This is a genomic window from Flavobacterium cupriresistens, assembly GCF_020911925.1.
Classification (GTDB): domain Bacteria; phylum Bacteroidota; class Bacteroidia; order Flavobacteriales; family Flavobacteriaceae; genus Flavobacterium; species Flavobacterium cupriresistens.
In genome coordinates, this window is sequence record NZ_CP087134.1 from 2356528 (window position 1) to 2377095 (window position 20568).

12 protein-coding genes and 1 tRNA gene are annotated in these 20568 nt (G+C 35.7%); 6 read left to right on the forward strand and 7 right to left on the reverse strand.

The window, feature by feature from the left end:
- Positions 1–459 precede the first annotated feature (459 nt).
- The 5 genes from LNP23_RS10290 to LNP23_RS10310 form a co-directional block, all read right to left on the reverse strand.
- Positions 460–1710 carry a type II toxin-antitoxin system HipA family toxin gene (locus LNP23_RS10290; RefSeq protein ID WP_230004800.1) on the reverse strand — a complete coding sequence of 417 codons (1251 nt, stop codon included), beginning with the start codon at positions 1708–1710 and terminating at the stop codon, positions 460–462.
- A gap of 9 nt (positions 1711–1719) precedes the next feature.
- Positions 1720–2007, reverse strand: coding sequence for a helix-turn-helix transcriptional regulator (locus LNP23_RS10295; RefSeq protein ID WP_047778161.1), 288 nt, complete (start codon positions 2005–2007; stop codon positions 1720–1722).
- 586 nt (positions 2008–2593) lie between these two features.
- Positions 2594–4546, reverse strand: coding sequence for a hypothetical protein (locus LNP23_RS10300; protein ID WP_230004801.1), 1953 nt, complete (start codon positions 4544–4546; stop codon positions 2594–2596).
- A gap of 10 nt (positions 4547–4556) precedes the next feature.
- A complete protein-coding gene (locus tag LNP23_RS10305; RefSeq protein ID WP_230004802.1) occupies positions 4557–5684 on the reverse strand; it encodes an FYVE zinc finger domain-containing protein in 1128 nt (375 codons plus the stop codon).
- Between the two features lie 418 nt (positions 5685–6102).
- Positions 6103–6187, reverse strand: a tRNA-Ser gene (locus LNP23_RS10310).
- A 317-nt stretch (positions 6188–6504) separates the two neighbouring features.
- Here LNP23_RS10310 and LNP23_RS10315 point away from each other — a divergent pair.
- From LNP23_RS10315 to LNP23_RS10330, 4 genes are read left to right on the forward strand one after another with little or no spacing between them, the layout of a single operon-like run.
- Complete coding sequence (locus LNP23_RS10315; protein WP_230004803.1) at positions 6505–9330, forward strand: TonB-dependent receptor; 2826 nt, start codon at positions 6505–6507, stop codon at positions 9328–9330.
- A 19-nt stretch (positions 9331–9349) separates the two neighbouring features.
- Complete coding sequence (locus LNP23_RS10320; RefSeq protein WP_230004804.1) at positions 9350–10558, forward strand: DUF4876 domain-containing protein; 1209 nt, start codon at positions 9350–9352, stop codon at positions 10556–10558.
- Between the two features lie 10 nt (positions 10559–10568).
- The gene (locus LNP23_RS10325; protein WP_131701553.1) at positions 10569–12080 is read left to right on the forward strand and encodes a DUF6850 family outer membrane beta-barrel protein; all 1512 of its coding nucleotides are present in this window, start codon (positions 10569–10571) and stop codon (positions 12078–12080) included.
- Between the two features lie 30 nt (positions 12081–12110).
- A complete protein-coding gene (locus tag LNP23_RS10330) occupies positions 12111–13253 on the forward strand; it encodes a cytochrome-c peroxidase (protein WP_230004805.1) in 1143 nt (380 codons plus the stop codon).
- A 410-nt stretch (positions 13254–13663) separates the two neighbouring features.
- On the opposite strand, the gene LNP23_RS10335 is transcribed toward LNP23_RS10330, so the two are convergent.
- Positions 13664–16378 (reverse strand): S8 family peptidase, encoded by a 2715-nt coding sequence (locus LNP23_RS10335; protein WP_230004806.1) that lies wholly within the window; start codon positions 16376–16378, stop codon positions 13664–13666.
- Between the two features lie 582 nt (positions 16379–16960).
- On the opposite strand from LNP23_RS10335, the gene LNP23_RS10340 reads away from it, so the two are divergent.
- Positions 16961–17791, forward strand: coding sequence for a M57 family metalloprotease (locus LNP23_RS10340; RefSeq protein ID WP_230004807.1), 831 nt, complete (start codon positions 16961–16963; stop codon positions 17789–17791).
- Between the two features lie 359 nt (positions 17792–18150).
- On the opposite strand, the gene LNP23_RS10345 is transcribed toward LNP23_RS10340, so the two are convergent.
- Complete coding sequence (locus LNP23_RS10345; protein WP_230004808.1) at positions 18151–19563, reverse strand: aminotransferase-like domain-containing protein; 1413 nt, start codon at positions 19561–19563, stop codon at positions 18151–18153.
- A 107-nt stretch (positions 19564–19670) separates the two neighbouring features.
- Here LNP23_RS10345 and LNP23_RS10350 point away from each other — a divergent pair, with 107 nt between their 5' ends.
- Entirely contained in the window at positions 19671–20546 is an 876-nt protein-coding gene (locus LNP23_RS10350; protein WP_230004809.1) for a DMT family transporter, read from the forward strand.
- Positions 20547–20568 lie beyond the last annotated feature (22 nt).

Genomic DNA, 20568 nt, shown 5'->3' on the forward strand with positions numbered 1-20568 from the left:
TTATCATTCTTTCTATTGTTTTGTGAAATATGTATCTTTAAAAATAGAGCTATTAATCCTAAAGATAAATTCATCAAAATAACATTGAATATGTTTTTTACTAACGTGAGTTGGAACTGTTGTTATCAAAAAAAATATTTGATGAATAACAAATGAATTTCTTTTAAATTCGTTCCATTTTTGCTTTCTTTTTGTGGATCAATATTTTTTGTAATTGATTCATTGGTTTATGGAATTGATTTTACTATAAAAACAAAAACCTTCAACAGAAGTTGAAGGTTTTAAAAGTTCAGCGGAGGAAGAGGGATTTTAACTATTGCTTCTTATCCCGCTTTTATATGGCATTTCTAAATGTTTTTTTATCCAGCTAATTATCCGCTTTTGAATATAAAAAAACATATGTTTTTGAAATTATACGCTTTTGCATAAAAATAGAAAATATATTTTTTGATGATAGTATTAAGATACTATAAATGCGGCAGTCATTAATTCTTGTTCTGCTCTTGAGATTCCAATTTTTTTAGCAATTACTTTCCAGCAACTCACAGCTTCAATAACTTCGTTTATGATTTTATCCATTTGGCTGTCATCTAGGCGAAAATATTCTCCAACACTTTTGGCAAGATTAAAATCAAGCTCGTTATTATGAGTATCTATATTTAAGGCAAGTCCATCCTTATCTATTGAGGGGTTAATATCATAAGCTGGAGAAAGTATCCATCCTTCGTTAGTTAATATGAAGCCATGATTTCTTAGGTGATCATCAGTGTTAGAAACGGCAATATTAAAAACTATCCTGCGCCATAGCTGCTGTAAGTTTTCATTAATTTTTACTCCATAGTTTTGAATAAAATCAGCGATGTCAAGATAGCTTGGCATATTATCTCGAATTGTATCTTCACTATTAGAAGTCATTGTCATTGCCGACGCAAAATGTATTCTTTGTTCTTTTTCCCGATCGAATCGTTTTGTGAAAAAAGTATTGTAATTGCCGGCTATCTTTTCAATCTTGCTTGGCGCCATATTTATTCCAGCTTTAAGAGCTAGTTCATAGGTAAGCATCTCCCATGCTGCCTTATCAATTGTATCATTTTTTGAAGGAAACTTTGCTATCCAGAGTTCCTTATTATCATCAAGAATATTAGCTTTTGGCCTGGCTCCTCCAAGAGAAGAGCCTGGAGCCATTAATATTGAAAGCCATTTTTGGATCTCTTTATCATCATCATTCTCCAGCATTTTTGCAGCGTTCTGCAGTTCACGGACGGAAGACCACGGTGGAGTAGGGCTGGCATTATTATTGTCTAAAAATGGTCCGTCGAGCTCAGTCTTAAAACGCAGTGCTCCCATGCGGCTTTCATCATAAACACCTAGGAGATAATCTATATCATAAAGTGTTTGTGCTTTTTCTCCGTTCCCTTTAGCCTGCTGGTTGGCGCGTCTTTTCATCAATGTTCGCCCCCATGTATCAGGCATACTATCGAGGAAAATACCAAAGTTTTCTTTATTATTTGGGAATTGTGGGCCTGAATAAAACTGAATATCCGGATCAAAAAGTATCTGTTCTTTAGAATTAATCCACATTTTATCGTATTCGAAGCTGAATGATTTCTTGCCTTTGGCAAAATGTGCTGACAGTATGCCTGTTAACTCAGGTTTTTGCATACCCTTCCAATGCGCGTAAACATATATATCAAATTTGTTCTGTGCCATCTCTTCTAATTATAATAACTCTAAGTCCTGCAACTTTCTTCCAAAAACATCATCCGCTGCAAGTTTAAGAAAATCTTCCTGAAGCCCTAAGGCACGAAGTACATTAAAATAAGCACCAATAGCTACACCTGCATTTCCCTGTTCGATAAGGTACAATGTTGATCTTGCAATATCTGCACGCTCAGCTAATTGAACAGTAGTAAGTTTACGTCTTTTTCTTGCCAGTTTAATATTTTCTCCCATTTGTTCCATCATCTCCTGATATTTAGGATAAATGATTTGTTTCTTTCTGTTCATACGTTCAATATTATATTACTGATGCTACTGATGATTGTTATTCCATACAAAATTAATTATTTTGTATGGAATAACAATCATTTGTTGGTTGTTTTATGTTCTTCTTGTTCTTCCCGTTCTCCTTGTTCGATTGTTTTTATAGTACAATGCTATTTCGATATTTTTTAAACTCGATATAAGATTAAAAAATATTGAAAACTTAAATACTCATAAATGAATCTTGGAATGCTTTATTATCATCTGAAAAATGCAGTAGTTCTTATAGTAAAAGTAAGCTTGCAATTCTTTTCTATGTCTTGATGGATGAAGGTATTTTATTTTTTGATTCAACTGATGCAAAAAAAACAGAATCAGTTTTCAGGAATTTATTGGTTCCTGGAATCGATTTTACTATAAAAAGAAAAAACCTTCAACAGAAGTTGAAGGTTTCAAAAGTTCAGCGGAGAAAGAGGAATTCGAACAAATTTTTATGACGAACTAATACAGAATTTTTTGAAACCCTTTAATCCATGTTAGGTGGAATTGAAAAGTAATTTAAGATTATATTCTGCTTTCTAATTCTCCAATCTTTGTTAGTACATCTAGTTTATTCAAGGTTAGAATTCTGAATTATGCCGACAACAAATGAATCCTTGTCTACTATTTCAAAATCTGCAAATGATCCAATCTCAATTTCTACAGCATTTTTGATCAGAGATATTGCTTCATCTTTCGAAAGGTCATGCTCTTCAGCGTACCTTTTGGTCCATTTTTGAGGATCGGATTCAAATTTTTCGATGGCTTTCCCATCAGTGACAGCGTCTACTTTCACCATCAGTTCCTCGTCGTACCAATCTTTGTGGCGGCAGTACTTCATCTTAAAGGAATTTTCAAAATCGGCCACTATGATTTTATCGTTTATCACATTGCTGAATGAGGTATATACATCAATGCTGTCGTATCTTCCTAGCAAGTATTTTGAAAGAGGGTTATTGTGGTGCACATCCTGAAGATTTGATTTTCTGATAAATTTTTTCTGATTCAGGAAATTTTCGTCCTTATAGCTGTAAATGGACGGCAGGATGATAACGTTAGGTGTTATTTTTTTGGCTTTCAATGAATTGATGCATTTGGAAAGCAGTTCGGAAATGTCCTGATCGGTTGCATAGTGAAGCTCCTTAATATTTAGCGAACTGAAAAAGCGATCGTCAATCCATCTGCCGGTTTCGCCTCCGATCTGGCTTATATTGTATATTGTCTGGTAATGCCTGCCGTTAATAAACATAATCTTGGCCTGTTCAAAAAAGGTTTTCTGGCCTATAAATTTTGAATCTTGGAAAACAGCTTCCGTATTTTTTCTGCTGTGGAACAAATTTCGGATGAAGGCGGCATCCTGCCATGCCTTGCCAATTAGTTCCCTGAATTCGCTTATCTTTCCATCATCCAGATTTTCCTCGGCTATTTCGCTGTATTTTGCGTTGATGCTCTCTTTTTTGATGCTCCTGAAGCTCTGCAGGATCGGTTCAGTCCTTCTTGTTAGTGCATCCAGATCTTCAACATTTAAAATAGGTTTCCATTTGTCAAAATGTGAGCTGATGTCAGCCACCGCCAATTTAAGGGATTCGTATAAACCGACCGATTGGGATAATTCTTGTTCCTCTAGGCTGGCAGGATTGAAATAATAGTGCTCATCCCTTATCAGATTAACAAGGAACCCGTAAGTCAGCCATTGATTCGGTGAAGGAGGGGAATAGGCAATACCGTCGGGCCTTTCCATATAATCCCAGTCGCTCCACTCCAAATAGTCCATATTTGGATTTGACGTGAAAAGGATTATGTCAGACAGAATCTCTTCAGAATCGGCAGGAATCCTCATTTTTTCTAGGAATTGGGCAACGGTTTCAGGTTCCATTTTTCCGATTGCAAACAGAAAGATGATCCAATAGTTCAAACCACTGATGACATGCCTTTTATAATCATTTCTCTTTTTTATCTGACCGTAAAGTGCCATCGCAGATTTCAGCTGGGCCTTATCCAGCCTGTTGAAATTGCTTTTTATATTCCATTTCAGATCGTTGGAAGTATCGTTATACCAGTTGATCTGCTGAAACTGGACAAATACCTTGTCAAACATTTGCAAATCGCTGTTCATTACGATATGATAAAGTAGCCTATTGAAGCCATTGTAGCCGGAATAGAAGAAGGTATTCACTGCAGTCAGTTCATCTATTTTGTAGCTTTCGGTAGTGAAGTCCGGGTATCGGATCGAGTAACTTAAAAGACTTGATAAGAGACTTGCCGCTCGATTAGTCGCGATACCATGTAGTTTTTGATTTTTTATATTTTCCTTGGATTTGGAATAGCTCAAAGGATAGTAATAGGCGGGCAGGGTAATGTACTCGCTAAAAATGCTGATAGAATTGTTGGCAACGCTCAGACCAAGTAGCTTGCCAATGAAATTATTCAAAACCGTGAAGGTTTCCAGACTGTCGTTCTCTATTGCTTTAGCGACAGAAGCGGCTATCGTGCTTCTTATTCCGTAGGTAATATCATCATTCATAAAAAAATAATCAGTTTTGGTGGTGCATCTTCAGCTTGTAAAGATCTAGATAGGCTGCAAGGGTAACTTCCAGTTTTCCATGCCTGCTTTCCTGAGCGCTTTCTAGTATTGTTTTGTCAAATTCATTCCTATATGTATTCAGTGCTGTTTTTTTTGCAGGATTGGGAGCCGTAAGTAGACAAAATTTTAGGAACCATTTTGACCACCAGCCGTTCTTTCTGTCATTTACCCAGAGCAGATCCTCGTTATAGTTGAAGGTTTCATTAAGAGTCATACTTTTAAATGAAATGGTGCTTTGCTGCTTCTTTTTCTGCAAATGAATGTAAAGCTTCAGAAGTAACAGATTAACGTTTTTGAGTTCCCTGAAGTCTTCTTTTTCCTCCGCCTCGTCATTTGCCGGAGCTACAGTAAAATTTTGGGATAGCAGTAGAGGCAGACTGACCTGGAATTCATATTGCGTGCAACGCCGTGACGCGAAGCGGGTGTAAATCTCACGGCTGTATTTTTTCAATAGCTGCAGTTTCAGTTTTTCCTTAGCTTCATCAAGCAACTCTTTTTTGAGCATCTCAGAGATATGTTTGTCATCAGTGAAATGTATGATCTTTCTAAAAAGGTAACCGATAAGAAGCAGGATTATGATGCATAGATAGGTTCCTGCAAGTACGGCCCTGGTAAAAACGAAATCATTCAAAGTTTCTCTAAAAGTCGACAGCATGATAAAGCAACTTATGGTTGAAAAGGTAAGATAAAGGGTGAAATAAAGTCGGGATTTTTTGAATAGCAGCTTTATGGTCGTAGGTGATTTCAAAGCAAGATTGGTAATAAGAAAACCTACCACAACCAGACTCATACTTATTATTGCTGCTATATTGGTGGTTCGCTGGTCGACGACAGTCTTAGCAAGGACTGAATTAAAATCAAGGAAATTCAGAATCTCTAAATTTGGAAAACTGGAAAAAGCAAAAAAGATAAGAACCAGCAGGAAAACTGAAAACCAATTATTCCGGTCGCAAAAATGGTTTATGCACGCTTTGCAGTGATGTTTAAAAAAGGACAGGTAAAGCTCATTGTGTTGCCTCCTGATCTGCTTTTCGCTTCTGTGTAGCAACCATATATTTGAATAGCGGATAAATTTCATTTTTAGATGTAAATTACTAATTGTTGTCTTAAATACTCATTTAATTTTCCAATCAGTTTTTTAATAAATAATCTCAGATTTTTTAATAGAAAATGAAATGAGCCTGAGTTTTTAGAATGTAATAATAAGCTAAATTATTTTAGGATTTTTACGGGATTCCGTAATTAATAAATTAAACTTAAAAAATCTATTTTATGGGCTTATATTTTAAATGAAATAATCTAGAAATAGAATAATTTTTCGCATCTTAAGAACAACGAAAATGCGTCACGAATGCGCTACAAAGTTTTTGAGTGTTTTTATAAATATTGAAAAGCGGTATAAAAGAAAAAACCCTGCGAATCGTTAGATTTGCAGGGTTTACCGCTCTTTTTGGCCTTTTTTATAAACTTTGAAAAGTCTTTTTTTAAGCCTTCAGCGGAGAAAGAGGGATTCGAACCCCCGGACCTGTTACAGTCAACAGTTTTCAAGACTGCCGCATTCGACCGCTCTGCCATTTCTCCAGTATGTTGCTATCATTTGCTGATTGCGAGTGCAAATATAAGACGCTTTTTCGATTATAAAAACTTTTTTTGAACCAATTATTTAGAATAACTGCATTTTATTATTACTTGGATTCCTTATATATTGGTTTGCTGTGATCTAGCTCTAAACGGAACAACTTTTATATCACTTAATAGTATTTTCGGGACACTATAGAAAGCAATAACAGGTAATTTTACATTTTATTATTTTTAATTAGTCTAAATTAGGTTATATTTGCAACTTTTAATCGCCTTTCTGTTATATATTTTATAGCTGCCGCCACAAATACAATGCAATGACTTCTTATAATAGTCTCACAATACTACTTAGTAAAAGGATTAAATTCATCATTCTTTTAGTGCTCTTCTTAGTTTCTAATATAGCTTTTACTCAAAATATTGATAAAGTAACTCCTCAGCTTATTGTTAAGGATGCGGAAAGTAAATTACCTATAAGAGGAGTTCTGGTAACTGTGGAAGGAGTATTTCAGCAATATGAGATACAGTCAGATGATTTTGGTGTTGTCTTTCTAAAATCCATTCCAAATGGTAAATTCAAGATAAAACTGTCCCATAAAGGTTATGCCGTTTTTGAAAAAACACTGGAACTTACAGCGGGTCAGCATTTGACTTTGGAATTGATTCCTTTAAGCATTGAGTTAAACGAAGTCGTTATTACAGCAGTCGAATCACGCGGTATGACCAGTACTTCCATTATTGACAAAAAAGCAATGCAGCATTTGCAACCGTCAAGTTTCACAGACTTATTGGAATTGTTACCTGGTGGACGATCAAAAGATCCTGTATTTAATGCTTCAAATCATATCAAATTAAGAGAAGTTGGAACAGCCGATTCTAATTATGATATTTCTTCTCTCGGAACTTCTTTTGTAGTTGACGGAATTCCCATTAACACAGATTCGAATTTGCAATTTACAACCGGACCTACCGTGCAGATTACACCAGGTTCCGGTTATGCCAATACGCGCAGAAATATAACATCAAAAGGAGTAGATATGCGTTCTATTTCGACAGATCAAATTGAAAAAGTAGAAATTGTCAGAGGGATTCCTTCTGTGGAATATGGTGATTTAACGAGTGGACTTATTAAAATTCAACGGAAAAGAGGGCGCAGTAATTGGGAATCAAGGTTTAAAGCAGACGAATTCAGTAAATTATATTATGTTGGAAAAGGTTTTGAATCGCAAGAAAAACGATTCGTTTTAAATGTTGGTCTTGATTATTTAGATGCAAAACCGGATCCGAGAAATAGTTTTGAGAATTACAAAAGAATCACAACATCAATTCGGACACAAAAAACATGGGAGAACGATTCTCAGTTGTTTCAATGGGATTCGAGTTTAGATTACAGCGGTTCAATGGATAATGAAAAAACCGATCCGGATATTGGTTATGCAAAAGTAGACCGCTATAGTTCAGATTTTAATCGGTTTTCGTTTGCGAATTCTTTGGATATAAATTTTAAAACGTCGCGTTTCTTGAAATCGATTCATACCTCCGCATCGGTTGGGCAGCAATTTGATAAGATTAGGCAGACCAAGTGGGTACAGGTTTCTAGTGCAACTGCAATTCCGAATAACAGGGAACAAGGAGAATCGGATGGTATTTTTTTAACGCCGCAGTACATTTCAAATCTTGAAGTAGACGGAAAACCATTCGATGCTTTCTTAAAAGTAATGGGTGATTTTGAAATTCCTTTATTTGGAATACAACAGACTTTAAAAATGGGTTCAGAATGGACGTATTCTAAAAATAACGGGAAAGGCCAGGTTTATGATACCAATCATCCGCCATCGCCCGAAATGACAACACGTCCAAGATCTTACAAAGATATTCCGGCAAGCACAGATATTTCTTTTTTTGCGGAAGATGCCGTTAAAATTCCGATTGCAGCTCATGAATTGAATGTTGCGGCAGGGGTTAGGGCTACGTCATTATTAAATATATCATCCGCTTATGCGATTCAAGGTAAGTATTATTTTGATCCGCGAATCAATGCACAATGGGTATTTCCGTCTTTCAAAATAGGGAATCGGGCTCTGAGAGCTGAATTAACTGCCGGAATCGGACAGTATACTAAGTTTCCAACTTTGGCACAGCTTTATCCTGATTTTGTTTATAATGATTTAGTACAATTGAACTATTATCATAATACACCCGAATACAGAAGAATCAATTTAATGACTTATAAAACGTCTGCTGTTAATTACGATTTGGCACCGGCTGTGAATAAAAAATGGGAGGTTAGGGCTGATTTTTCGTATGACAATAATCGATTTTCGGCTACTTTTTTTAAGGAAAACTTAAACTCCGGATTTCGAAATAGCTCCCGATATCAGGCTCTTTCATATAAAAAATACGATAGTAGTTCTATTGATCCAAATACATTAACCTCACAGCCTGATCTTGCTCAAATGAGTTTTGTGATGGATACTCTATTAACGGCCTACAACAGTACTAATAATGGTAGTAAGTTGCTGAAGAGTGGGGTTGAGTTCCAATTTTCGTCAAAACGTTTTACTTCGATTAATACAAGATTTACCGTAAATGGTGCCTGGTTTAAAACGACTTACACCAATAGCAGCCCTGTTTATAAAAGCGGCCAGAAAGAGATCATTATCGATGGAAAGAGACTTCCTTACATAGGTCTTTATCAATGGGATGACGGTTCTGAAAAACAACAGTTAAATGCAAACTTGATTGTTGACACCTATGTTCCTTCACTGGGGCTGGAGTTTTCGAGTTCCTTTCAATTTATGTGTTTTAGAAGTGATCAGGCTTTACCAATGAACGGGACTCCTGTTGCTTATATTGATCCTTCGGGAAAACAGCATCCTTATCTCGAGGGGGATAAATCAGATCCGATTTTGCAATGGTTGGATATCAAATACAATGATGCCTTATTTCAAAAAAGAACCATCCCCATGTCGATGAATATGAACCTGAAAGTCTCGAAAGATTTTTATAAGAGAATTAGAATTTCCATGTTCGTTAACCGACTTTTCAGCTACTATCAAAATTATGAAATCAATGGTCAGAAGATAGAGCGAAGAGGGCTAACGTCTCCTTATTTCGGAATGGAATTAAACTTGAATTTTTAACAACAAATAATAAACAATCATGAAAATTAAATTACTCCCCGTTTATCTAACAATAGCCGTAATGGCCCTATTACAATCCTGTTCAAAAGAGGATGATACTTATAGCGATAAACAAACCAATATAGCTTTAACGCTTGTTAATCCTGAGGATTTAAGCGGTGTTTCATTTTCTGATCTTTCGATTTCTTTTAAAGAATTGAATACCGGTAAAGTAACTCAAAGCACTTCATTTGTCAATAATAAACTTACTATCACATTGAGTGAAGGGTCTTACGAAATTGCTGTTGATGGAAAAATTCGTTACGCGGCGGATGGAAGTACTGCCGAAGCCTCAGTTAGCGGTTACAATAAATCGGTTGTTATTACCGGTCAGACCGCGGCGGTTTCTTTAAATCTTTTCTTGAAAACAACACAATCTGATTTTATCATCGAAGAAGTGTTTTTTACAGGAACCAAAACTCCTGAAGGGAAACAATATTGGGGAGATAAATACTTTAAAATTTACAACAATACTGACAAAGTATTATACGCCGATGGATTAATGATTGCACAGTCAGAATTTATGACGACTGACAAACAGGCTTATACTCCAAATATTATGGCACAGTCATTTGCGGCATCCAATATTGCTATCGTTCCGGGTAAGGGGACAACTTATCCAATTGCTCCGGGTGAATTTTTTATTATTGCTGAAGATGCGATCAATCATAAAGAATACAATTCCGCTTCGATTGATATGAGAACTGCTGCTTTCGAGTTTTATACAGAAGATGCAGATGATGTAGATAATCCGGCTGTTCCTAATATGGAGAATTTATTCTCTTCAATGGTTATTCATAACAGAGGTTTTAAAAGTTTTGTAATCGCACGTTTACCCATAACTAAAGACGCTTTTCTGGCTAATAATACGTACGACTATGAGTATAATTTGGTAATTGGTGGTGAAAGTTATCCAATGGGAGAGAGCGTTTATTCGATACCAAATACCTGGATTATCGATGCTGTAAATTTAAGTGTTCAATCAGAATTTCAATGGATTGTTACTGCTCCGACTCTAGATATGGGATGGACCTATTGCGGAAAAGTTGATGCAGATCAAAGCCGTTATGGTAAAAGTGTTCGTCGTAAAGTGCTTTCAAGCGCTTCAAACGGAAAAAAAATATTGAAGGATACCAATAATTCTACCTTAGATTTTAGCCCAGAGGTTAAACCTTCTTTAATGAATTAATACAATAATCATGAGTTTTCGTTCCCTTTTTCTATTTGTTCTTTTTGGTTCAGGTATTATGTACGCGCAAGACAGCACTTCGGTACTGATTCGTATTCGTGAAAATTTAGCTCCCCCAAGCAATTTTTCTAATGTATTTTCCAGTAATCCGGCGAACCAACAATTTGCGTACCGATATTCTTTGTCTGAATTCGGTGCTAGTTATAGCACGGCCTCTCAGCAAGCCAATTTAGAACAGTTAGGAAATGGTATTCGTCAGTTTCTTATTAAGGCACAATCGTATTATAAAATTGATTCTGAAAACACCGTTTTTGGAAATGCTTCCTATAAGAATGGCCGACGTAAAAATGTCCAATGGAACGAAAGCTCAGATTATCAAATCATATATCCTTATGTAACGGCCGATTCTATTGGAGGGGATCTTTCGTATGAAGAATATTCTTTTAAAGGAGGTTATGCTAAAGCTTTCCGAAAAATGACTCTTGGAATTGCGGCAGAATACCGCGCCTTACTGGAATACCGTGATATAGATCCCAGACCCAAAAACACAGTTTCGGATCTAAAAGTAGCGGCCGGGATTTCAGGAAATATTGGAGATCATTATGCGATTGGAACGTCTTTTAATGTCCAAAAATACACGCAGTCTAATAATTTGAAATTCTTTAGCGAGTTAGGTGCTCCGGCAGTGTATCATATGACCGGGCTTGGCGTATACAATAATTTGCTTACGGGAAATAAATTGAGTTCTTTTTATGATGGAAAGGGATATGGAGCAAATGTACAGTTCTTCCCGAAAGATCGAAATGGTTTTGCGCTATCAATAGGATACAATCATTTTGATTATGAGAAGATAATGACCGAATTTCAAAATCTCATTGCATCGGGTATTGCAGAGCAGCGTTTTGAAGGAGAGGCTTCTTATTTGAAAAAAACAGAAGAGCAGGTTTGGGGAGCAAAAATTGGTGTTTCGTATACAGATCGTGCAGGAACAGAAAATATATTTGACAACCAAACCACAACATCCTATGTCAAAATATCGGAATATACGAAATATACAAATGAAGTTGCATCGGTTGTGTTTTCGGGATTATATTATGTTCCGAATCCTGAAGTATCATGGTCTGTTGCACCAAGTTTTAATTTGAAAAATACAGCAGAAAAATACATCGATCCGCTCAGAACTATCGATATTCAGCAAGGTATAGGTAAATTGGATTTTTCAATATCAAAACTTTTAGCACAATCCCTAATCAGTGTATCAAGCTCCTTTGAATACAGTTGGGCTTTGGACGCAAAAATGAAATTAACGGATCGCACAAAAACAAATCAGATTTTTGAAATGCTGGATCATAATTTCGCTTATTTATCGGCTGCTTACACCAAAATAAACGGTACAGTACGATGGGATTATAAATATCAGGCAGATCTTAACTTTTTTATCAAAGCAGATCTGGATTATTATAATTATTCTAAAAACATAAACAATACTTATGGTCAAATGTCATTGGGTTTGACATTTTAACCGGTAGTTCAAATTTTCTATTACCTTATAATGAAGTCTATTTCACTAAAACTATTTTTTTTTATTTTCTCTATTGGTATTGTGTACTCGCTCTTGAGTTTCGGTGTCAGACTTAGTGAAACAATTACAAGTTCGAGCTGGCGTGAACTGTATAGTAAACCGGTAAAGGAATGGCCAAAACCGAATGTCGATAAGGATGTTCTTTGGCAGGAATTTGAATCGCTGGCTGTTGATACCAATTATTACGAAACCAGAGACGATCCTAAAGTGGTTTTAGGTCAGATGCTTTTTTTTGATCCAAAACTCTCTGGTTCCAATCAAATTTCCTGTAGTAGTTGTCATGATCCTGAGCTAGCTTGGGGTGATGCAAGAGAAGTGTCACTTGGTAATGATCATTTGCGAGGGAAAAGAAATACGCCTTCTTTGTACAACATTGGAGCCAGAAAATCTTTCTTTTGGGATGGTAGGGCTACTACTTTAGAAGAGCAGGCGCAAGGCCCGATTACAGCCCATCATGAGATGAATATGGAATCTAAAAGTCTGGCTAAAAAGCTGGCAAAAGTTAAGGGTTATGCTATTTTATTTCAAAAGGCTTACGGAAGTAGTACGATTACCTACGACAAAATTCTGCATGCATTGGCCGATTTTCAAAAAACAATACAAAGTAAAAGAAGCCGTTTTGATGCTTTTATAGATGGCGACTACAGTCAGTTATCGGATCAGGAAATCGAGGGACTACATCTTTTTCGTACCAAGGCACGTTGTATGAATTGTCATTCGGGAAAATATTTTACGGATGAATCCTTTCATAATATAGGACTTACGTATTACAAAAGGGAGTATGAAGATTTAGGACTCTTTACTATTACCAAAAAAGCGGAAGATGTTGGGAAATTCAGAACCCCTTCTCTGCGGGATGTCATGTATACGGGCCCGTGGATGCATAACGGTTTGTTTGATAATATCACGGGAGTTGTGAATATGTACAATAGCGGAATGCACATGATTGATCCCGATGAAAATGAAAAAGCCGCAGATCCTTTTTTCCCAAAAACCGATGTGTTGATGCAGCCCCTGAATCTGACGGATGATGAAATCGTTTCCCTGGTTTCATTTATTAAAACCTTATCGGGCAGACAATACAAAATGGAACGCCCCGAAATACCGAGATAAAGAAATAGATTAAAAAGGTATGTTTTTTTTTCACGCAGATCTGGCAGATTGAGCAGATTTTTTTTAGCCTTGTTTTTTGCAAAATCCGCCAAATCTGCTGAATCTGCTGAATCTGCGTGCTATTTTATTTTAGCATTATTTACAGGCCTATGAGCAAAGAAAGCCACAGATTAAAGGATTAAAATGATTTACAAAATCTGTGTAAATCATTTTAATCAGTGGCAAAAAAATAGTTCTTGCCAATTGGTGAAATTCGTGGTAAATTTATGAAGTAGGTCATGAAAACGAGGAGTCTAAATAGCTTGTTTTTAATAACTTAAAAAGAGTTAGATAGAATTAAATGGATTTTTTTTCTTTGAGCTGGGGAATATTTGTGTTTGATTTTCTTAAAAAACATATTCAGGAATAGCTTAAAAAACGGCAATTTTACCTGTTTGTGTTTGGCCTGAATTGGTTACTATTTTGTAGATATAAATTCCTGAAGCCGTATTTCTCAGATTGAAGCTATTGGTTTTAGAAAGTAAAGAAGAAGTAAAAGTGTTTTGTCCACTCATATTGTACAAATAAAAAGTAGCGGTTTCCTCTTTTTTGGCTTCAATATTTAATTCTTCATTTTTTCTTAGCAGTGTGGGGTGGACAAAAAACGAATCATTGCCTAGATAATTAGTATCAAGAATTAGAGAACTTATTACCGTGTTGTTTTCTAAAATTATATTTATTTTATACTTATTGCTGCCTTTTATTGGAGCGTCATCTAAAAAAGAGAATGTTTTCGAGTTGATATCATCTAATGTACTAATAATACTTTCGGCAGTATTATTTAGTTTTACCAACTCTATTCTTTTGATATTGTACAAACTAAAAAGACTGGCACTAACTTTAACTTTGTCTTCTTCAAATACTTCCGCCAAAGTCAATTCAAAGTAACAATTGGAGTTTTTAGCATACTGTAGGGTTGACTCACTTTTTATTCCTTCGCTATTGTCAAATACAGGAATAATGGTGTGGATTTTTTCATCTGTATAAACATAACTGGTTTTTGTTGTTTGTTCTTTAAATTCCAAATGATCACCTGCCAGTTGGTAAATATTGAATGTAGCAACATCGGCAGGTTTGTCCCAATTAATTTCGGTTGTGCCATCACAAACTAGACTGGTACTGATATTTAAATCATAAGAGATTGTAAAGGTATCCGAAATGTAGTCGGTAGTGTTAATGGTCATTTTTAATTTTGCTTTTGAGAATTTTTGCTCTGTTGGAGTAAAAGTAAATTGTTCACTAGCCAGATTTATGCCATTTGCGATCATTTCCCAAGTCTGTCCATTATCGTAACTAATTGACAATTGACCAAGACTACCGGAAAAAGACGAATTCCATTTGAATGGGGAGATAGTTTTTCCATCATAAGGAAAATTATCATTGTTGACCGGGTAATTCCATTCAAATTGATTTTGTAATTCATATTCGTAGGCAATGCTATAATTCTGAGATGCATTTGAGATGTATGCACCATTAACAGTAATAGTGTAGGAGCCTGCTGCGGGGTTTTCAACAGTCACTTGTTCTACGTTATTGAGTTTGTCTTTTCCTCTTGTAGCGAGTTGTTGAGGAGCATCGGGATTAAGAATCCAGGGTAAAAAAGTAGTGTTGTCGGCCGAAATAACTGCCAGGTCTAAATCATTTACCAAACTGATGTTACTATTGATGGCAGCTGCTAAATCGTTCCAGACTAGAGTGATTTTTAAGTTTTTTGCATTTAACGGAAGCGTGATGTTGTGTGAATTGGACTGACCCGATGTTAAATTACCCGAAATAATTCTATTTTCGCTGATCGTTTTCAGACATTTATAAGCATTGATATTGCCGTAACCATAGGTGAAATCCGGACCCACATTGCCTAAATCTTTCGCACTGTTAATTAAGATTGCTTTTGTTAGTGTATTCGTCAGAGCGGTATTGTTTATGGCTTTATAATGTTGCTTCATAAGCGTAATAATTCCTGTCGCCACTGCTGTAGAATTTGAAGTTCCTTGTGTGCTAAAGGCTACGAGTTCCGGTTTTATTCGGCCATCATAAGCCGGGCCTTTTGAAGAGAACGACATAATTACCTCGTTTTGATCAATACAACCTAACATGATACTATTTTTGGATTGCTTGAAATTACCCGTAATAGATTTATACCCTTCGAGCCCACTATTGCCGGAGGAAAAACAATGTGTCAAATTAGTATTTGCAAATAATCGAGCGTCATAAGCATTAGCGAGTGAACCATAAAAATTCTCAATCACGGTCCCATACGAGTGATTTTGAGTGGTAACACCTTGTAAAGTAGCTATTTCATCAGGATAGATATTCAAAAAATCTGACGATTGTATCTTCGCTTTTTGAGCGACTCCTTTTCCTAAGGAAGAACTATTTCCCAATCCCGAAACGATAGTGGCCATAGCAGTTGCGTGGCTTGATACCGTAGCAGATTGTGTTGAGGAAGGAACATGTTTACTTAACAGATCAACATCATTTACATCAAAAAAATCATCTTTGATCCCTACAATTTGATTTTCGCCAGTTAATAGAGGGAAATTAGTATTGGCTTTATTGATAGAATTGATGCTGAAATTTTGATCTGTTATTTTAGATTCGCCTTTTGGTTGTAACGATTCTTGCGAAATGGAAGACACACTGTTTAAATCGATAATCTCCTCAATAATTTTTTTGGAATCACTTTTTATGATGACCAGATTGTTATCCAGTATTTTGACATCAGAAATATGCATTGATTTCAAATCAGCAAGCAGCGATTCGATGGTATCAGTCGCTATAATGTACGGTTTGTCTTTTTTATGATTTGAAAAATTGGAAGGCAATTTCCATAAATTAGTAACTGGAAGTGTTTTTTTTAAAGACGGATTAGATTTTAAATTTTCATTTTCAACAATACAAAAAGCGCTATCCAGTTTTTTTACAATCTTGTATTTGTTCTGCTGTGCATTTTCTAAAGTTGTAAAGTAATATTTCTCAAATTTTATTTCCTTTTCTTTTTTGATGTAGTGTTTCCATTTCTCAGGACTTTGAGCGAAACAAATTGTTGTTATCATAAAAAGGAGGAAGGTAATTTGTGTCTTCATTTACTGTAGTTGTTTGGGGAGTTTTAGTCATTTTTATACATGTTAGACAAAAAATCGACTAGTGTGACCGCTCATCACCTCTTAATTTAGATAAAGCAAAAATAAAATTGGTTCTTAATGATTTCTATTTGAAATGTTTATCTCTTGTTGATAAGTCAAAGTTATTAAAATATTTGTAAAATTTTTATGAGTTTTTATTTCGTCAAGAATCTTTCAAATTTGTAAGAGTAAAATGCTCTTTTTAGTGCCCTTTTTTCATTTTAAATGGAATAAAAAATTGCAAAATCATTTTTAGGACTCAATTTAACAAAATTGAAGATGGATACCAGTGTGTACTATTTTTTATTGTAACGCGCTGATTTATATTTAATTATTGGTTTTACTGGGCTTGCGGGAATAATCAGATAAATATTATTAAAAATAATAACAAAATAATTTAACAAAAAGTATTAATTTTGTTAAATTATTGTTTTTATGAGTATTTTAATAGTAAAATTATATAGATTTGGCAGTAAATAGTACGAATATTTTGTAAAAACCCCTATAATATTAGCTTATTTTACTAACCAAAACCCCTTTTAAATGAAAAAAATAAAAACAATTTTAGCCTTATCGTTTATAGCGTTAACGCTGTTCTCTTGTAACAAAGAAGATGAGACAAAACAAGCCAATCAAGAATCTCTTAAAGTAACACCAGAAGTGTTGAAAAAAATTAGTGCACTTGCATTAAACAATACAGATGTTCAAGCGATTAAGAATACGAAGTTAGATGGTACAACTGAAGATGCATTCTTGGTCGAAGGAGATATTGTTATAACACAAGATCAATTAAACAAAATGGATATTCACGGTGGTATTACAACAGAACAATACCGCACGACCAATTTAGTATCTGCTCCAAGAACTATTAAAGTTGTTGGATTGTCGGGAACAGGCGCAACTGCTCTGACTACAAACATGCGCGCTGGATTACAAGCGGCTATAAACAGATACAATAATTTAGGATTGTCTATTAACTTTACACTAACTTTTAGCTCAAGTACTTCCGGTGCAAACATTGTTGTAAGAAGACAAGTTGGAGGTGCCGGTGGAGTAGCTGGTTTCCCTTCAGGAGGAGCACCTTTTAATTCTGTTACTTTATATTCAGGATTAGAAAGTTATTCAACAAATGTTAATGCACACGTAGCTGCACACGAAATTGGTCACTGTATTGGTTTACGTCATACGGACTATTTTAGCCGTCAAAGCTGTGGACAGAATTCAAATGAAGGAACAGCTGGTGTTGGAGCAATTCATATTCCGGGAACTCCTACAGGATATGATTCAACTTCTTATATGAGAGCTTGTTTCGGTTCAAATGAGACCGGAGCTTTCAATAGTAACGACGTTACAGCTCTGAATTATTTATATTAAAAATTAAATTAGGGCTCTTTTTACAGAATATAAAAGGCTGTTTCATTAATTTGAAACAGCCTTTTTTTTGTATCTGTTTCTAAAATTGGAATCAGTTTCAAAAGTCGAGGAGTAATTTGTGTAAATCTGCTCTGTTATTAGATTTAACAGCTCTTGAGGTTTGTTTTGTTGTCGATTTTCAAAGTGTTGTTTCTCGCAAAGACGCAGGGTCGCCAAGTTTTTATTCTGATTTTTTAACTTTGCGTCTCTGCGTCTTTGTGAGATTTTTTTATCCACAACTTTTGAATTTGATCATAAAATAGCTCGTTGTTTTTTATTTAGAATCAGGTTCAGGTTGTTGGTAGCTGCAATGCAGTAGCTTATATCATTTTGGCTAAATTTCCAAGTTGTTTTAATTTTAATTTCAAATCTTCAGTCCACGGCAACCCCATACAAAGCCGCATACAATTTTGAAATTGATTTTGTAAAGAAAACATCCTTCCCGGTGCAATACTTATTTTATTCTTTAAGGCATGATTATAAAGTTCTGTGGTGTCAATTTCTACCGGAAATTCAATCCATAAGGTAAGACCGCCTTGTGGCCTGCTTATCTTTGTTCCTAAGGGAAAATACTCAACGATGGCAAGCGCATAATGTTGGTAATTTTGCTGTAAAGTCTTTCGCAAACGACGAAGATGATTATCATGCCTGCCTGTCATTAAAAAATTTCCAACCGCTTCGTGAATTATAGCGGAGGAGGATATAGAGTGTATAAGTTTTAATTTTATTATTTGGTCTTTGTATTTACCCGGTGCAACCCAACCGGCACGATAACCGGGTGCCAGGGTTTTAGAAACAGAACTACACCATAAAACATTACCGGTTGTATCAAAAGATTTGCAACATTTAGGTCTTTCAGTACCAAAATAAAGGTCACCGTAAGTATCGTCTTCAATAAGCGGAATGTTATATTTTTCAAGAAGGGTTACGATTCTTTTTTTGTTCTCATCAGACATACAATACCCCAAAGGAGTATTAAAATTTGGAACCAGCAAGCAAATGTTTATTTCAGGTAATAACTGTTCAAATGCATCAATATCTATTCCCGAAACAGGATGTGTTGCAACTTCTAATACTTTCAAACCCATACTCACCGCAAGCTGCAATATGCCAGGGTAACAAGGACTTTCTAATGCGATGGTATCACCCGGTTTAGTCAGTGCCATCAGACATAAAGCTATCGAATTCATACAGCCGTTGGTGGTTATTAAATCCGTTTCTTTTAATGCTCCGCCCCAAGCCAGTGAGCGGACAGCAATCATTCTTCTCAGTTTTAGATTGCCCAACAAAGATTCATATTCGGTTCCGCCATCTTTTAATGACCTTGTTGCGAGTACAATTTCTTTTTTCAATTTCGCCAAAGGTAGAAGATTGCCAGAAGGTACGCCGATTGAAAAAAGAGTTAATTCATGGTTGCCCATATTCGAGTAAACACGATCAATAAGTTCATTAGGCTCTCTATTATCAGCAACAAGACTAGGTTTACTTGTTTCAGGCAATGGCAATTTTAAATAATGTAACGGACTTACAAAATAGCCCGACTGAGGTTTCGACTGTATTAACGACTGAGATTCTAATTCGAGAAAAACTTTTTTGGAAGTATTAATACTTATTCCATGCTCTTTACTAAGTATTCTAACCGACGGTAATTTTTCACCGGTCTTCAAAACTCCGGTCTTAATTTTGTTGGCAATATTTTGAGCGATCCGGTTATATAAAAAATCTTCTTTCATATTGCAAATCTAACTGTGTCTATTGATATATCAAAAACTGTGACTGTTTTTATTGTTGCTGTTTGTCGAACTTTGCTTCACAATAATAGACAACAAAAGAAAAATGGATGCAAAAAATAAAATATAATAAATCGCAAGGATGGTTTAACGGTTTCATCGGTGTAGTATTGTTTAGCGGATCGTTACCGGCAACAAGAATAGCGGTTTTGGAATTTAATCCAATATTCTTAACAACTGCGAGAGCTACAATTGCGGGAATATTGGCTCTAGTTGTTTTGTTATTTTTTAAGGCAAAAATACCAACGAAGAAACAAATTTTACCCCTAGCTATTATTGCCGTTGGTGTTGTGGTAGGGTTTCCTTTATTGGCTGCATTGGCGTTACAACATATTACTTCAGCGCATTCATTGGTTTTTATAGGGCTACTGCCTATTGCAACAGCTGTTTTTGGTATTATTCGTGGCGGTGAACGTCCACTGCCTATATTCTGGCTTTTCTCCATCATGGGCAGTTTACTTGTTGTAGGTTTTGCAGCAGCTCAGGGACTTACAACTTCTCTTTTAGGTGATTTGCTTATGGTTGCCGCTATTATTCTTTGTGCATTGGGGTATGCAGAGGGAGCTAAACTCACAAAAGCACTAGGGGGGTGGCAGGTAATATCCTGGGCATTATTACTTTCATTACCCGTTATGGTGCCGTTACTGTTTTTCTATATACCGTCATCTTATGAGGGGATTAGCGGGAGTGCCTGGTTAAGTCTGGGGTACGTATCGGTATTTAGTATGTTTGTTGGCTTCGTTTTTTGGTATCGCGGTTTGGCTCAGGGAGGTACCGCAACGGTAGGGCAATTGCAGTTATTACAACCTTTTTTGGGTCTGACATTGGCCGCTTCATTGCTTAACGAAAAAGTAAGCATGAGTATGCTGGGAGTTACGCTGGGTGTAATCTTGTGTGTTGCAGGCACCAAGAAATTTGTAAAATAAAAGTAGAAACATTTTTTAAAAT

Bases quoted from the DNA above. Each gene is read 5' to 3' on its own strand.
- LNP23_RS10290 (WP_230004800.1), bottom strand. From the start codon at position 1,710: ATGGCACAGAACAAATTTGATATATATGTTTACGCGCATTGGAAGGGT.
- LNP23_RS10295 (WP_047778161.1), bottom strand. From the start codon at position 2,007: ATGAACAGAAAGAAACAAATCATTTATCCTAAATATCAGGAGATGATG.
- LNP23_RS10300 (WP_230004801.1), bottom strand. From the start codon at position 4,546: ATGAATGATGATATTACCTACGGAATAAGAAGCACGATAGCCGCTTCT.
- LNP23_RS10305 (WP_230004802.1), bottom strand. From the start codon at position 5,684: ATGAAATTTATCCGCTATTCAAATATATGGTTGCTACACAGAAGCGAA.
- LNP23_RS10315 (WP_230004803.1), top strand. From the start codon at position 6,505: ATGACTTCTTATAATAGTCTCACAATACTACTTAGTAAAAGGATTAAA.
- LNP23_RS10320 (WP_230004804.1), top strand. From the start codon at position 9,350: ATGAAAATTAAATTACTCCCCGTTTATCTAACAATAGCCGTAATGGCC.
- LNP23_RS10325 (WP_131701553.1), top strand. From the start codon at position 10,569: ATGAGTTTTCGTTCCCTTTTTCTATTTGTTCTTTTTGGTTCAGGTATT.
- LNP23_RS10330 (WP_230004805.1), top strand. From the start codon at position 12,111: ATGAAGTCTATTTCACTAAAACTATTTTTTTTTATTTTCTCTATTGGT.
- LNP23_RS10335 (WP_230004806.1), bottom strand. From the start codon at position 16,378: ATGAAGACACAAATTACCTTCCTCCTTTTTATGATAACAACAATTTGT.
- LNP23_RS10340 (WP_230004807.1), top strand. From the start codon at position 16,961: ATGAAAAAAATAAAAACAATTTTAGCCTTATCGTTTATAGCGTTAACG.
- LNP23_RS10345 (WP_230004808.1), bottom strand. From the start codon at position 19,563: ATGAAAGAAGATTTTTTATATAACCGGATCGCTCAAAATATTGCCAAC.
- LNP23_RS10350 (WP_230004809.1), top strand. From the start codon at position 19,671: ATGCAAAAAATAAAATATAATAAATCGCAAGGATGGTTTAACGGTTTC.